The sequence below is a fragment of the Cupriavidus cauae genome, from assembly GCF_008632125.1.
Lineage (GTDB): Bacteria > Pseudomonadota > Gammaproteobacteria > Burkholderiales > Burkholderiaceae > Cupriavidus > Cupriavidus cauae.
The window spans coordinates 223,954-237,299 of the sequence record NZ_VWRN01000035.1; the positions used below are offsets into that span (position 1 = coordinate 223,954).

The window sequence follows — 13,346 nt, forward strand, 5'->3', positions numbered from 1 at the left end:
CCGTATCACCAGGAGAAGCGGCATGAAGCTCTATCACAGCTGGCTGTCCAGCGCGTCGCGCCGCGTGCGCCTGTGCCTGGCCGAGAAGGGCATCTGCTATGACAGCGTGCCGGTCGACATGCGCCGGCAGGAGCATCACTCCGCGGCCTATCTGGCCGTCAATCCCAACGGCGTGGTGCCCGGGCTGGTGCTGGACGACGGCCGGGCGCTGCATGAAAGCAGCACCATCTGCGAATACCTCGACGACACGCATCCGGAGCCGCCGCTGCGGCCGGCCGATCCCTATCGGCGCGCCGAGATGCGCAATTTCATTCGCTGGACCGACGAGCGCGCGCTGCCGAATCTGCTGATCCTGAACTGGAGCCTGGTATTCCAGGCGCAGGCGTCGCAATGGACCGACGCGGAGCTGGCCGAACGGCTGGCCCGCGTGCCGACCGCGCAGCGGCGCGAGGCGTGGCTGCGCGTCGCGCGACGGCCCTATACCGACGACGAGAAGCGCGCCGCGCTGGACCAGTTGAAGGCCATCGTGCCGAAGATGGAGGCGATGCTGGAGGAGGGCCCATGGCTGCTCGGCGATCGCTACACGCTCGCCGATATCGCCGCCGTGCCGTTCGTGGCGCGCCTGGCCGAACTCGATGCCGACGCGCTGTCGCCGGATGCCGCGCCCGCCGTGGCCGACTGGTGGCGGCGGGTGCAGGCCCGTCCCGCCTTTGCCGAAGCACGGATCGATCGCTTCGATGCCGCCGTGGCAAGCGCGTAAGCCGGATTGCTTTCCCCTTGATTCGACCACTCCCTCTCATTGCAAGGCCAGCCCATGTCAGACACCGGATCGCTCCCCATTCTGGAAATCGAAGACCGCATCGCCACCATCACGCTGAGCCGGCCCGAAGTTGCCAACCGGCTGGGGCCGGACGACCTGGCCGCGCTGCGCCAGCATGTCGACACGGTCAATGAGGCCGACGTGCTGGTGCTGCGCATCCGCGGCAGCGGCAAGTATTTCTGCAGCGGCTTCGATATCGGCAAGCTGGCCGCGGGTCAGCGCGGCGCCGGGTTCGAGCCGCTGGTCAATGCGCTGGAAGATTGCCGCCCCGTGACGATTGCCGAGATTCACGGCGGGGTCTACGGCGGCGGCACCGATCTCGCGCTGGCATGCGACTTCCGCATCGGGACACTCGCCACCGAGATGTTCATGCCGGCCGCTCGGCTGGGCCTGCATTTCTATCAGGGCGGCATGGAGCGCTATGTCTCGCGGCTGGGTTTGAATGCCGCCAAGCATCTGTTCCTGACGGCCGAGAAGATCGATGCCGAGGCGATGTTCCGTTGTGGCTTCCTGACCGAATTGCTGCCGGCTTCGGCGCTGCGCGAACGCGTCGAGCAACTGTCGTCCACCATCGCGTCGCTGGCGCCGATTTCGGTGTTCGGCATGAAGAAGCATCTGAATGCGATTGCGCGCGGCGTGCTGGACGTCGAAGCATTGGCCGCCGATATGCAGCGCTCGGTGCAATCGGAGGACATCAAGGAGGGGGCCATCGCCTGGAAGGAAAAGCGGGTGCCGAGGTTTGTCGGGCGATAGTACGGTCGGCGGCCAGGCCGGTAGGCCCGTAGGCCGTCAAGTTCGTCGGGGCGCCAGGTCGTCAGATCGTCGGATCTTCAGCGCGCCGCCTCCGATCTCAAGCCGCCATTTGGCGTTCCAGCGTTTTCGCGTTGAATCCCGTCAGGCAATCGAGATCCAGCGCGCGGATCTGATCGGTCATGAAGTCGATAAAGACGCGAATGCGGGTGGGCAGGTGCTGGCGGCTGAGATAGCAGATAAAGTGGCCGCGATCGTCCGGTGCGTGCCGGGCCAGCGCCACGACGAGCTCGTTGGCCGCAATGTGATCGCAGATCTGGTATCCCGCCATTTGCGCGATGCCCCATCCCTGCAGCACCGCTTCGAGCACCAGGTCGGCGTCGTTGAAGGTCAGCCGGGCCGTGGGCATGTATTTGCGCACGGCGCCATCGACCTTGAATTCCCATTCGAATATCCGCCCGCTGGCAAAGCGGAAATTGATGCAATCGTGCTCGGCGAGTTGTTCCAGCGTCTGCGGCAATCCGTGCGCGGCCACATAAGCGGGCGATGCGCACAACGCCATCTGCATGGGAATCAGCCGCTTGGCGATGATGCTCGAATCTTCGATGCGACCGTTGCGGAATGCCACGTCAATTTGCTCGGAGGCGAAGTCGGTGGGCCGGTCGTCGAGCAGCAGGTCGATGGCGATATCCGGATAGGCCTTCATGAAGCGTTCCAGCAGCGGCGCGACGATCTTCCTGCCGAAGCCGACCGTCGAGCTGATGCGGATCAGGCCGCGCGGCGGACCTTCCCGGAGCTCCAGCATGTCGTTCATCGCCTCGACGATATGCGTCACGCCCTGGTGGCAGTTTTCGAAGAAACGCTGACCTTCGCGCGTCAGCTGCGTGGTGCGCGTGGTACGGAGGAACAGCCGCGTACTGAGCTGGGTCTCCAGCTTCTGCACGTTGCGGCTGACCGCGGAGCGGCCGATGCCAAGGCGCTCGCCGGCCTTGGCAAAGCTGCCCTCGCTGGCGACGGCCATGAACGCCATGATGCCGGCATAGCTCGCCGCAAAGCTGGCGGAAAGCGCGTCGGCGCGATTGGGCAGGCTGAGGCGGAAGGCGCGTTCCGCTGTTTCCGGTTCGTTCATTTCAGCACTCCCTGAATGCATCGCCGCAAGAAATGAGGCGTGCCTGGATGCTAATCAGGCGCCGGTGTACGGTAAATGACAGCGTTCCCTGATTTTCTGCCAGGCTGCCATCGGGTTTCCGCGCGCTTTGCCATGTGCGATCGAGATTGGTGCAGAAATGGAAACGGCGTCGCATTGCCGCATTGCCGCATGGGGCGCCGCATGGATACGCTGCTCGCACGCCCTTGCATGTCGTTGCACACGCTTGCGCGCGCTTGCACGCCATCGCCGGCACGACATAACATCCGGTGTCCTCTTCTCGGCTGCCATGGAATTGAATCCCTCGCCCTCCGCCTCCGCGCCCATTGAACCCATGCCGCGCAATGTCGTGTTCGTGCTGTATCCCGAGGTCAGCCTGCTCGATTTCGCCGGCCCGCAGACGGTGTTCTGGGCCGCATCCCATTACGCCCACGAGCGCGGCATGCCGGGCTATCGCTGCCATGTCGCCAGCGAGTCCGGCGGGGCGGTCGCGGCGGTGGAGGGCACGGCGATGCAGACCGTGGCGCTCGATACCCTGGACCTGCGCGAGGTCGACACCGTGATCGTGCCGGGCTCGCCGTACATTCTCCAGGTCGCCATCGACTCCGGATCGCTGATCGAATGGCTGGGCATGGCCTCCGCCAGGGTCCGTCGCACGGCCTCTGTCTGCAGCGGGGCGTTCCTGCTGGCCCACGCCGGGCTGCTCGATGGCAAGCGGGCCACCACGCATTGGGCGATGCTGCAGCGGTTTCACGAGATGTTCCCGACGGTCGACCTGGATGCCGATGCGATCTTCGTGCAGCAGCAGAATCTGTGGACCTCGGCCGGCGTCACCACCGGCATCGATCTGGCGCTCGCCATGGTGGAGGCCGATTGCGGCCACGAGGTCGCCCTCAATGTCGCCAAGGAACTCGCGGTCTATATGAAGCGCCCAGGCGCACAGCCACAGCTCAGCGAGATCCTGATCACGCAGAGCCGCCAGGTACCGCTGTTCGAGACGCTGCATTTGTGGATCGTCCAGAATCTGTCCCGCGAAGACCTGTCCGTCGAGCAACTGGCCGATCGCGTCGGCATGAGTCCGCGCAACTTCGCGCGGGTCTACAAGGAAAAGACCGGACGCACGCCCGCCAAGGGGGTCGAGCACTTCCGCATGGAAGCAGCGCGCGGCCTGCTGCAGGACATGGACAAGCCGGTCGACCAGATCGCGCGCGAATGCGGCTTCGGCAGCGAGGAGCGCATGCGGGTCGCCTTCCAGAGGCACTTCGGGCTCTCGCCCAGCGAATACCGGCTGCGGGTCAATCGCTGATCCGCGCATCGCCTTCGAGCCATCCTGCGATTTCCGTCCCGCGTCCCGCCGCCGCGACAGGCAGTGCGGTCGGGATGCCTGCTGCCCGCGCGATTGGTGCCAAACGGGAAACACCGTGGTCCGCGCTTCGGTCTGGTGCTCAACTCCCGCGACCCCTAGCATGAGGTGGAGCTGTTCCATTTCCACTCACTCCACACACAGCAGGGAGACGCATCATGAAGATCGTTGTCATTGGCGGGACCGGCCTGATCGGCAAGAAGGTCGTGGCGAGACTGTCGGCGCAGGGCCATGACGTGATTGCCGCCGCACCGCAGACCGGCGTCAACGCGCTGACCGGCGAAGGCCTGGCGGAGGCCCTGGCGGGCGCGAAGGTGGTAGTCGATCTCGCCAATTCGCCGTCGTTCGAGGACGCGGCGGTCCTGCATTTCTTCGAGACCTCGGGGCGTAATCTCGCCGTTGCCGAGAAGGAAGCGGGCGTGGCGCACCACGTCGCGCTGTCGGTGGTGGGCACCGACAAGCTGCAGCAGAGCGGCTACTTCCGCGCCAAGATCGCGCAGGAGGCGCTGATCCGCCAGTCCGGCGTGCCTTACACGATCGTCCGCTCGACCCAGTTCATGGAGTTTCTCGGCGGCATCGTGCAATCCGCGGCGCAGGGCGACGCGATCCGGCTGTCGTCGGCGCTGATCCAGCCGATTTCGTCGGACGACGTCGCGCAGGCCGTGGCCGAGCGCGCGCTGGCCGCGCCGGCGAACGGCATCGTCGAGATTGCCGGTCCGGAGCAGTTCAAGATGAGCGACCTCGTGCAGCGCTATCTGAAGGCGATCGGCGATGCACGGACCGTGCAGGTCGATCCCGCCGCGCGCTACTTCGGCGCCGAGCTGCAGACGGGCACGCTGGTGCCGGAGGGCGAAGCGCATCTCGGACGCGTGGGCTTCGAAGACTGGATGCGCCAATCTCGAGCCCACTAGGCGCGGCGGCCCGATGGAAAACAAGGGGCTCAAACCGCCACCGCTGACGCTGCTCGACCGATATCGCGGACGCGACTTTGCCACGCTGTACACGACCACCGTGACGGTATCGGGAGGCGAGTCCGGGCACGGCCGCGCCTCCGGTATCGCGCGGTCCGATGACGGCAACCTGCATCTCGAACTGAGGTTGCCGGCGGCGCTCGGCGGCCCGGGCGGCGGCACCAATCCCGAGCAACTCTTTGCCGCTGGCTTCGCGGCGTGCTTCCACGGGGCCTTGAGCCTGCTGGCGCAGCGCGAGCAGATCGATGTCCCCACGATGACGGTCGCGGCCAAGGTCTCGTTCGGCCGCGATCCCAGCGACGGCGGCTACGCCTTGATTGCCGAGATCCATATCCGCATGCCGGGGGTCGACAAGCCGGTCGCCGAAGAACTCGTTCGCCATACCGAGCGCTTCTGTCCCTACGCCAAGATGGCGCGCGAAGGCATTCGCACCGTCATTACCGTGTCGGTTTGAGAACGGGAATCCGCGATTGGTGCCGAAGCGGCAACAGCGTGCGCACCTTGGCGGTACTACCGGGGTAACGGCCCCAACCCTACGATGCCATCCAAGCCGAGCCGCATCGATTCGCGATGCGGCCTCGGTGAAGACAACACTGATTTCCGCTCACCAGGAGCCACCATGACCCAACGCCTCAACTATTTCCAGCAATCGCCGGAACTGTCCAGGAAGCTGATCGAACTCGGCACGATGTTCCAGAAGACGACGATCGAGCCCCATATCCGCGAACTCGTCGAGATCCGCACGTCGCAGCTCAACGGCTGCGGCTTCTGCGTCGACATGCACATCAAGATGGCGAAGATCCACGGCGAGCGCGAACTGCGCCTGCATCATCTGGCCGTCTGGCGCGAATCGACGCTGTTCTCGCCGCGCGAGCGCGCCGCGCTGGCGTGGGCCGAGGTGCTGACCCATATCCCGGCCCACGGCGTGCCCGACGACATCTACGAACGCGTGCGGACCCAGTACAGCGAGAAGGAGCTGTCGGACCTGACCTTCCTGGTCGGCACGATCAATTCCTGGAACCGCCTGAACGTCGCGTTCCGCACCGTGCCGGGCTCGTCCGACAAGGCGTTCGGCCTCGACAAGGCCAACCTGGAGTAATGCGATGAAGCCAGTCACTGCTTTTGCCGCAACGCTGCTGCTGTCCTCCATGATGATGGGGCAGCCCGCCACCGCGGCCGGAGAAGGCGTCTCGGTCAAGCCGCTGCTGACGCAGCCGTTGCCCGAGTACCCCGGCAAGGAAGTCGAGATGATCGTCGTCGACTACGCGCCGGGCGGCGCCGATCCCGTGCATCGCCATGACGCACACGGCTTCGTCTATGTGCTGGAGGGCAGCATCGTGATGGGCGTCAAGGGCGGCAAGGAGGTCACGCTCAAGGCCGGCGACACCTTCCACGAGGGCCCGAACGACATCCACACCGTCGGGCGCAACGCCAGCAAGACGCAGCCGGCCAAGTTCGTGGTGTTCCTGATCAAGAAGCAGGGCGCGCCGATTCTGACGCCGGTGAAGTAGTTCGCGCGCATATCGACATACGTTTTGCTTCGTTCTCCTGGCGGAATGGGACCCATACCATTGTCTGGTCCCATTCATGCCACGGAGAAGCGATGAGCGCCGTCATCCAGGATCGTCCTGCCATCACGTCCAGCGAGCTGGACATCGTTCCGGTTTCGCCCCGCATCGGGGCCGAAGTGCGCGGATTGCGCCTGTCCGGCTCGCTCGACCCGAGCACGCTGGAGGCGCTGAAGGCCGCCTTGCTGCGGCATCGCGTGCTGTTCCTGCGCGGGCAGCAGCATCTGGACGACGCCACGCACCAGGCGTTCGGCCGGCTGTGGGGCGAGATCGAATCGCACCCCACCGTGCCCGCGCCCGACGGCACCACCTTCCTCGAACTCGACTCGCGCCATGGCGGCCGCGCCGATTCCTGGCATACCGACGTGACCTTCAAGGTCGCGCCGCCCAAGGTCTGCATCCTGCGGGCCGTGGTTTTGCCGCCGGTAGGCGGCGATACCGTGTGGGCCAACACGGTGGCCGCCTATGACGCGCTGCCGGAAGAACTGAAGGCGATCGCCGATCGTCTGTGGGCCGTCCACGGCAACGACTTCGACTACGCCGAGACTCGCGTCGACCACGGCGCGAGCGAGCAGGAGGCGGAGGGGCGCAAGAAGTATCGTGCCGTCTTCACGCGCACGGTCATCGAGGCCGAGCATCCCGTCGTGCGGGTCCACCCGGAAACCGGCGAGCGCGCGCTGCTGCTGGGCCATTTCATCAAGCGGCTGTCGCGGCTTTCCACCAGCGAATCCCGCCATCTGCTCGAGGTGCTGCAACAGCGCGTGGTCCGGCTGGAGAACACCGTGCGCTGGCGCTGGTCGCCCGGCGACGTGGCGATCTGGGACAACCGCGCCACGCAGCACTATGCGCTCAACGATTACGGCGACCAGCACCGCGTGGTGCGGCGCGTGACCGTCAGCGGCGACGTGCCGGTCGGGGTCGACGGCCGCAGCAGTGTCGACCTGACTGCCGCCGCGCAGCAGTGATTCATGCCAATGCATCAGGACATGACATGACCACTGCAATCGAGTCTGACGATTCCGCCACTGCGCCTGTCTTGCGCACCGACCACCGGCCGTCGACGGCGCCTGACATCGGCCGCCGCCGCGTGCTGCGCGCCGGCGCGGCACTGGGTGCCGGTGCCGTGCTTGGGGCGCCGGCATTCGCGCAAGGCGCGAAGAAGTACGCCGGCGTCGTGCTCAACGTTTCCGCATTCAGCGCGCCATACCAGAAGCTGCTGCGGCAATGGCTGCCCGAGTTCGAGGCGCAGACCGGCATCAAGGTCAACTTCGACACGCCGTCGTTTCCGGTCTACAACCAGCGCGTCGATCTGGAACTGTCGACCAAGGGCTCGGGCTTCGACGTGGTGAACGTGACGTTCATCTATTCGAGCCGCTGGATCCAATCGGGTTGGCTGACGCCGCTCGACGATTTCATCAAGGATCCCGGCCGCACGCCAGCCGACTTCGATATCAACGATTTCCTGCCCGGCGCCCGCGCGCCCGAGACGGGCCGCGATGGCAAGCTCTACGGCGTGCCGTGGACCGCCGAGGTGACCATCAGCGCCTCGTCGCGCTTCGATCTGGTGAGGGCAGCGGGACTCGCCTATCCGGATACCACCGACGATCTGGTCAGGACGCTGAAAGCCGTCAATCGCAAGGAGCGCGTCGCCGGCTTCGTCACCGACAACCACTACGGCTGGACCTTTCCGCCGTATCTGCATGCCTTTGGCGGCGACGTCTTCCGCAAGGCGCCGGACGACCTGTATCCCACACTGGATACACCGGAGGCGATTGCCGCGGCCGATTATTTCGCGCGCCTGCTGCGCGAGTTCGGCCCCGACGGCGCCGTCTCGTATACGCCGGACCAGGCCGTGCAGGCGCTCAAGGCGGGCCGCAGCAATTTCAGCACGCTGGGCCAGATATATCTGTCGCAGGTAGGCGATCCTGCCTCGAGCAAGGCCGCGCAAACGGCCGCGTGGGGCCTGGTGCCGAAGGGGCCGGCGGGCCGTTTCCCGGGGACGGCGGTGCACGGCTATGGCATACCGGTCGGCAGCAAGAACAAGGATGCGGCCTGGCAGTTCATCGTCTGGGCCACCTCGAAGACGATTACGCGGCGGGCGGTCGCCGCCGGCTATGGCTCGCCGTCGCGCCGCTCGGACATCGACGCCGACGTGTTCCGCAAGCGGCAGGTCGTCAACGGCTATGACATCGCGAAGCTGTGCACCGATTCCATCGAGCTGTCCGGCAAGCAGGGGCATATGAAATACCGCACCGTCTCGGTCTATCCGCAGGTCGATCAGCAGCTGAACAAGGCGATCGAGCTGATCGTTTCCGGTCAGCAGAGTGCGGCCGGCGCGATGAAGCAGGCGCAGGCAGCGGCCATCGCCGAGCTCAAGCGGGCGGGTGTGGCGGTCTGATGGCGGGCTCCGTTTCGATCCGGCACGCCGCGTCGCCACGCGGCTGGGAAGCCGAACGGCGGCGCGCCTTCCTGTTCGGCCTCGCGCCTTCGCTGCTGATACTGGGCGCCATCACGCTCGTGCCCGCCGCGGCATTGCTGCTGATCAGCCTGACGCCGCTGAACCTGGTGGACCCGGCAGGGACGTTCCGCTTCGACGATCCCCTCGTCAACTACAGGCAACTGCTGGACGATCCACGCTTTATCGGCTCGTTGTGGGTGCAGGTGCGGCTGTCGCTGTCCAGCGTGACGTTGCAGCTCGCCCTGGGCCTGGCCATCGCACTGCTGCTGAACGCGAACTCCCGCGTGCTGGCGGCGATTCGCTCGGTCTTCCTGATCCCCATGGTGCTGCCCCCGATCGTCGTCGCGCTGATCTGGAAGATCCTGTACACGCCCGACGTCAGTCCGCTGCATCGCGCGCTGGAGCAGATCGGCCTGCCGCTGCGATCGCTGATCGCCAATCCCGATACCGCGCTGTGGGCGATCAGCATTGCCGAGACCTGGCAGTGGTTCCCGTTCACGATGCTGATGGTGCTGGCGGCATTGCAGATGATCCCCGACGAGCCGCTGGAAGCGGCGCGCATCGATGGCGCGAACCGCTGGCAGTTGTTCCGCTACATCGTGCTGCCCTATATCCGGCCGGTGCTGGTGGTGTGCGCGCTGTTCCGGTTGATCGACAGCTTCAAGGCGTTTCCGCTGATCTATGTGCTGACCAATGGCGGACCCGGCACGGTAACGGAGGTCACCAATTTCTACGGCTTTATCCAGGCGTTCAATTTCTCGTATTGGGGTTATGCGAGCGCGATTGCCGTGGTGATGCTGCTGGCGGTGTTGGCCATCAGCTGGTCGATTAGCCGGTTCAAGGGGAGCGATGGGAATGAACGCCACGACTGACACGCTGCGATTGCCGTCCCGCGACAGCGCCGGCGATCACGATATGCCGGCGTTGCGGCGATCGGGGGCAAGGCCGTTGGCCTGGCTGCGTCGCCACGGCCGCGTCGCGCTGGCAGTCGTGTTGCTGCTGGTGCTGATGTTCCCGTTCCTGTGGCTGGTGCAGATCGCGTTCAGGCCGGCCGAGGGCGCGTTCGACGACAGCCTGCTGTTTACGCCCACGCTCGAGGCGTTCCGCGCGCTGCTGCAAGGCAACTTCGCCCGCTCGTTCGCCAACAGCCTGCTGGTCAGCTCGCTGTCCACGGTGCTGTCGCTGGCGATCGGCGTGCCGGCCGCCTACGCGCTGACGCGGTGGCATTTCCGCGCGCGCGGCCGGGTGGCGCTGTGGATCCTGATCACGCGGATGGCGCCGCCGATCGCCTTCACGATCCCGTTCTTTCTTGCCTACCGCTGGATCGGCTTGCTCGACACCGTCTGGGGACTGGCCCTGGTCTATCTGACCTTCAACCTGGCCGTGGTGATCTGGCTGATGCAGGGGTTCTTCGAGGCGGTACCGGCCGCACTGGAAGAGGCCGCGTGGATCGATGGCTGCGGTGTCTGGAGTGCGTTCTGGCGCGTCACGCTGCCGCTCGCGGCGCCGGGCGTGGCCGCCACCGCCGTGCTGTGCTTCATCTTCTCGTGGAACGACTTCTTCTATGCGCTGATCCTGACCCGCACCCATGCCGTCACCGCGCCGGTCGCGATCGTCAATTTCCTGCAATACGAAGGCTGGGAATGGACCAAGATCGCGGCGGGCGGCACGCTGGTGATGCTGCCGGTGGTGGCGTTCACGCTGCTGGTGCGCAAATACCTGGTGCGGGGGCTGACCGCCGGCGGCGTCAAGGACTGACGGCGGGCCCGCAATTCCCATTCCGAAGGACTCATGGCTTCCATCTCTCTCCGACATGTGCGCAAGGCATACGGCAGCACCGAGGTCATCCACAACCTGTCGATCGATATCCGCGACGGCGAGTTCGTCGCGCTGGTTGGCCCGTCGGGCTGCGGAAAATCCACGCTGCTGCGTATGGTGGCAGGCCTCGAGCCGATCACGGCGGGCGAGATCCGGCTGGGCGACCGGCTGATCAACGACGTGGCGCCGCGCGACCGCAATATCGCGATGGTGTTCCAGAACTACGCGCTGTATCCGCATATGACGGTGGCGCAGAACCTGGGCTTTTCGCTGAAGCTGCAGGGTCTTCCCAAGGCGGAGATCGAGCGGCGCGTGCAGGCCGTGGCGGAAACGCTTGGCCTTTCCGCCGTACTCGACCGCACGCCGCGTCGCCTGTCGGGTGGGCAGCGCCAGCGCGTGGCCATGGGTCGTGCGATCGTGCGCCAGCCGGAAGCCTTCCTGTTCGACGAGCCGCTGTCGAACCTCGACGCCAAGCTGCGCGTGCAGATGCGCACCGAGATCAAGGCGCTGCACCAGCGGCTGGGGACCACCACGCTGTACGTCACGCACGATCAGGTAGAGGCGATGACGATGGCCGATCGCATCGTCGTGCTCAAGGATGGGGTGGTCGAACAATCCGGCGTGCCGCTGGAGCTCTACGATCGCCCGCGCAATGCCTTTGTCGCGGGCTTCATCGGCTCGCCGGCCATGAACTTCTTCCGCGGGCGCGTGCAACGCCATGGCGCGCCGGCGGTGCTGACGGACGATGGCCTGCGGCTGCCGCTCCATCGTCTGCCGGAGGCAGTGGATGGCCATGAGGTCCTGTATGGCGTGCGGCCCGAGCATTTCGCGCTCGAGGCGGGCGGCACGCTGGAAGCCGGGGTCGTGGTGGTCGAACCGACCGGCGCCGAAACGCTGATCGCTGCCAGGCTCGGACGCCATCAGGTGGTGGCGGCATTCCGGGAGCGCGTGGACGCTCGCCCCGGCACCGCGCTGAAGCTGACGCCTCGGGTCGAGCATGTCCACCTGTTCGATGCGGCGTCGGGCCAGCGGCTGAACTGACGGCGGCACCGGGGGCCGCGCCGGACGTTGCGTGTTATCGGCCGTCCGGGTCGGCAATGCGGACCCGGGCCTGGCCCAATAGCGTGACGTCGCCGGTTACCGAGCCGCCGCCAATTGCAGGGAGGGCTCGCGCGACGCCGGCATCGGGGCAGGGCCGGCCTCCAGCCGGAATCGCGCCACCACGCTTTGCAGCTCGCGCGCCTCGTCGGCCAGCGCGTTCGACGCGGCGGCGGCCTGTTCGACCAGCGCGGCATTCTGCTGCGTCACGGTATCCATCTGCGTGACCGCCTCGGCGACCTGGGCAATGCCGCTGCTCTGGTGCTCGGACGCGGTACCGATCTCGCCCAGCAGCGTCGTCACATGACGGACGGCCCCGACGATTTCCTGCATCGTCTGACCGGCCTTGCCGACCAGCGTCGAACCGCTGCCGACCTGCTGCACGGAATCGTCGATCAGGTCCTTGATCTCGCGGGCCGCCGCGGCGCTGCGCTGGGCCAGCGTGCGGACTTCACCGGCCACCACCGCGAAGCCGCGACCCTGCTCGCCGGCGCGCGCCGCTTCGACCGCGGCATTGAGCGCGAGGATATTGGTCTGGAAGGCGATGCCCTGGATCACGTCGACGATGTCGGCGACCTTCTTCGAGCTGGTATCGATCGCCTGCATCGTGTCGACCACGGCGGTCATCACCTCGCCGCCGCGCTCGGCGATGCCCGACGCCGACTGCGCAAAGCGGTTCGCCTCGCGGGCGCGCTCGGTGTTCTGCTGCACCATCGCGGTCAGCTCGCTCATGCTGGACGCCGTTTCCTGCAGCGTCGCGGCCTGCTGCTCGGTGCGCTGCGACAGGTCGGTGTTGCCGGCCGCGATCCGGTGCGACGCCTCGGTGATCGAGTCGGTGGACGTCTTGATCCGTGTAATCAGGTCGGTCAGCATGTCCTCCATCCGGCCGAGCCCGCCGAGCAGGGCGCCGAAGGGGCCGGTGCGCTCGGTCTCGAATTCCTGGCTGAGGTCGCCCGCCGCCACCGTTTCGGCGATCAGCTCGGCTTCGGCCAGCGGCTGCTGAATGCCCTTGGACAGTGCATGGACGCTTGCCACCGCCAGCAGCAGGGCGGCGATGCCCAGGCCGGCCATCCATTCGGTGGTAGTGGTGATTTGTTGATCCAGCTGGGTCAGGGAGGCCGCGCCCCTGGCCGCGGTATCGGCCGCATGGGCCGCCTCGCCGATGGCGCGCAACTGCGTGACACCCATTCCCAGCGCGATTGCCAGCACCAGCAGCACCGCGCCAAAACATGCCCCGAGCCGCGCTCGGATGGTCCAGTTTCCGATATGCATTTCTGCCTCCGCTCCCCTTTGGTGTGGGTTGGCGCCCAAAGGCGGACGCCTTCGCCGGGCCGGACTGCGTGGTCCGGTTTT

14 protein-coding genes are annotated in these 13,346 nt (G+C 66.3%); 12 read left to right on the forward strand and 2 right to left on the reverse strand.

Annotated elements, in window-relative coordinates:
* Positions 1-22: 22 nt before the first annotated feature.
* Together F1599_RS14560 and F1599_RS14565 are read left to right on the forward strand one after the other, a co-directional pair.
* Positions 23-760 carry a glutathione S-transferase family protein gene (locus tag F1599_RS14560; RefSeq protein WP_150083518.1) on the forward strand — a complete coding sequence of 246 codons (738 nt, stop codon included), beginning with the start codon at positions 23-25 and terminating at the stop codon, positions 758-760.
* Between the two features lie 54 nt (positions 761-814).
* Positions 815-1,573, forward strand: coding sequence for an enoyl-CoA hydratase/isomerase family protein (locus F1599_RS14565; RefSeq protein WP_150083519.1), 759 nt, complete (start codon positions 815-817; stop codon positions 1,571-1,573).
* A gap of 97 nt (positions 1,574-1,670) precedes the next feature.
* Here the strand turns inward: F1599_RS14565 and F1599_RS14570 are convergent, their stop codons facing one another.
* Positions 1,671-2,699, reverse strand: coding sequence for a LysR family transcriptional regulator (locus F1599_RS14570; protein WP_150083520.1), 1,029 nt, complete (start codon positions 2,697-2,699; stop codon positions 1,671-1,673).
* Between the two features lie 352 nt (positions 2,700-3,051).
* On the opposite strand from F1599_RS14570, the gene F1599_RS14575 reads away from it, so the two are divergent.
* From F1599_RS14575 to F1599_RS14620, 10 genes are all read left to right on the forward strand, one after another.
* Positions 3,052-4,023, forward strand: coding sequence for a GlxA family transcriptional regulator (locus F1599_RS14575; protein WP_223819645.1), 972 nt, complete (start codon positions 3,052-3,054; stop codon positions 4,021-4,023).
* Positions 4,024-4,238: 215 nt separating this feature from the next.
* Positions 4,239-4,991: an SDR family oxidoreductase gene (locus F1599_RS14580; protein WP_149318252.1), complete on the forward strand. Its 753-nt coding sequence runs from the start codon at positions 4,239-4,241 to the stop codon at positions 4,989-4,991.
* Positions 4,992-5,004: 13 nt separating this feature from the next.
* Positions 5,005-5,505 carry an Ohr family peroxiredoxin gene (locus tag F1599_RS14585; RefSeq protein ID WP_150083522.1) on the forward strand — a complete coding sequence of 167 codons (501 nt, stop codon included), beginning with the start codon at positions 5,005-5,007 and terminating at the stop codon, positions 5,503-5,505.
* 165 nt (positions 5,506-5,670) lie between these two features.
* Positions 5,671-6,150, forward strand: coding sequence for a carboxymuconolactone decarboxylase family protein (locus tag F1599_RS14590; RefSeq protein ID WP_150083523.1), 480 nt, complete (start codon positions 5,671-5,673; stop codon positions 6,148-6,150).
* 4 nt (positions 6,151-6,154) lie between these two features.
* Positions 6,155-6,562, forward strand: coding sequence for a cupin domain-containing protein (locus tag F1599_RS14595; RefSeq protein ID WP_150083524.1), 408 nt, complete (start codon positions 6,155-6,157; stop codon positions 6,560-6,562).
* A gap of 92 nt (positions 6,563-6,654) precedes the next feature.
* On the forward strand, positions 6,655-7,584 hold the full coding sequence (locus F1599_RS14600) for a TauD/TfdA dioxygenase family protein (protein ID WP_150083525.1): 930 nt from the start codon (positions 6,655-6,657) through the stop codon (positions 7,582-7,584).
* A 26-nt stretch (positions 7,585-7,610) separates the two neighbouring features.
* Positions 7,611-9,017: an ABC transporter substrate-binding protein gene (locus tag F1599_RS14605; protein WP_223819646.1), complete on the forward strand. Its 1,407-nt coding sequence runs from the start codon at positions 7,611-7,613 to the stop codon at positions 9,015-9,017.
* Positions 9,017-9,949, forward strand: a complete 933-nt coding sequence (locus tag F1599_RS14610; protein WP_150083526.1) for a carbohydrate ABC transporter permease — start codon at positions 9,017-9,019, stop codon at positions 9,947-9,949. Before F1599_RS14605 ends, F1599_RS14610 begins: the two co-directional genes overlap by 1 nt.
* Positions 9,933-10,835, forward strand: coding sequence for a carbohydrate ABC transporter permease (locus tag F1599_RS14615; RefSeq protein ID WP_150083527.1), 903 nt, complete (start codon positions 9,933-9,935; stop codon positions 10,833-10,835). The genes F1599_RS14610 and F1599_RS14615 overlap by 17 nt, the downstream gene beginning before the upstream one ends.
* 33 nt (positions 10,836-10,868) lie before the next feature.
* On the forward strand, positions 10,869-11,936 hold the full coding sequence (locus F1599_RS14620; protein ID WP_150083528.1) for an ABC transporter ATP-binding protein: 1,068 nt from the start codon (positions 10,869-10,871) through the stop codon (positions 11,934-11,936).
* Positions 11,937-12,032: 96 nt separating this feature from the next.
* On the opposite strand, the gene F1599_RS14625 is transcribed toward F1599_RS14620, so the two are convergent.
* Positions 12,033-13,265: a methyl-accepting chemotaxis protein gene (locus F1599_RS14625; RefSeq protein WP_190286359.1), complete on the reverse strand. Its 1,233-nt coding sequence runs from the start codon at positions 13,263-13,265 to the stop codon at positions 12,033-12,035.
* Between the last annotated feature and the right edge of the window lie 81 nt (positions 13,266-13,346).

Excerpts from the sequence above, each read along its gene's own strand:
- F1599_RS14605 (WP_223819646.1), top strand. The coding sequence starts at position 7,611 with ATGACCACTGCAATCGAGTCTGACGATTCCGCCACTGCGCCTGTCTTG.
- F1599_RS14590 (WP_150083523.1), top strand. The coding sequence starts at position 5,671 with ATGACCCAACGCCTCAACTATTTCCAGCAATCGCCGGAACTGTCCAGG.
- F1599_RS14620 (WP_150083528.1), top strand. The coding sequence starts at position 10,869 with ATGGCTTCCATCTCTCTCCGACATGTGCGCAAGGCATACGGCAGCACC.
- F1599_RS14585 (WP_150083522.1), top strand. The coding sequence starts at position 5,005 with ATGGAAAACAAGGGGCTCAAACCGCCACCGCTGACGCTGCTCGACCGA.
- F1599_RS14610 (WP_150083526.1), top strand. The coding sequence starts at position 9,017 with ATGGCGGGCTCCGTTTCGATCCGGCACGCCGCGTCGCCACGCGGCTGG.
- F1599_RS14625 (WP_190286359.1), bottom strand. The coding sequence starts at position 13,265 with ATGCATATCGGAAACTGGACCATCCGAGCGCGGCTCGGGGCATGTTTT.
- F1599_RS14615 (WP_150083527.1), top strand. The coding sequence starts at position 9,933 with ATGAACGCCACGACTGACACGCTGCGATTGCCGTCCCGCGACAGCGCC.
- F1599_RS14600 (WP_150083525.1), top strand. The coding sequence starts at position 6,655 with ATGAGCGCCGTCATCCAGGATCGTCCTGCCATCACGTCCAGCGAGCTG.
- F1599_RS14580 (WP_149318252.1), top strand. The coding sequence starts at position 4,239 with ATGAAGATCGTTGTCATTGGCGGGACCGGCCTGATCGGCAAGAAGGTC.
- F1599_RS14595 (WP_150083524.1), top strand. The coding sequence starts at position 6,155 with ATGAAGCCAGTCACTGCTTTTGCCGCAACGCTGCTGCTGTCCTCCATG.
- F1599_RS14575 (WP_223819645.1), top strand. The coding sequence starts at position 3,052 with ATGCCGCGCAATGTCGTGTTCGTGCTGTATCCCGAGGTCAGCCTGCTC.
- F1599_RS14560 (WP_150083518.1), top strand. The coding sequence starts at position 23 with ATGAAGCTCTATCACAGCTGGCTGTCCAGCGCGTCGCGCCGCGTGCGC.
- F1599_RS14570 (WP_150083520.1), bottom strand. The coding sequence starts at position 2,699 with ATGAACGAACCGGAAACAGCGGAACGCGCCTTCCGCCTCAGCCTGCCC.
- F1599_RS14565 (WP_150083519.1), top strand. The coding sequence starts at position 815 with ATGTCAGACACCGGATCGCTCCCCATTCTGGAAATCGAAGACCGCATC.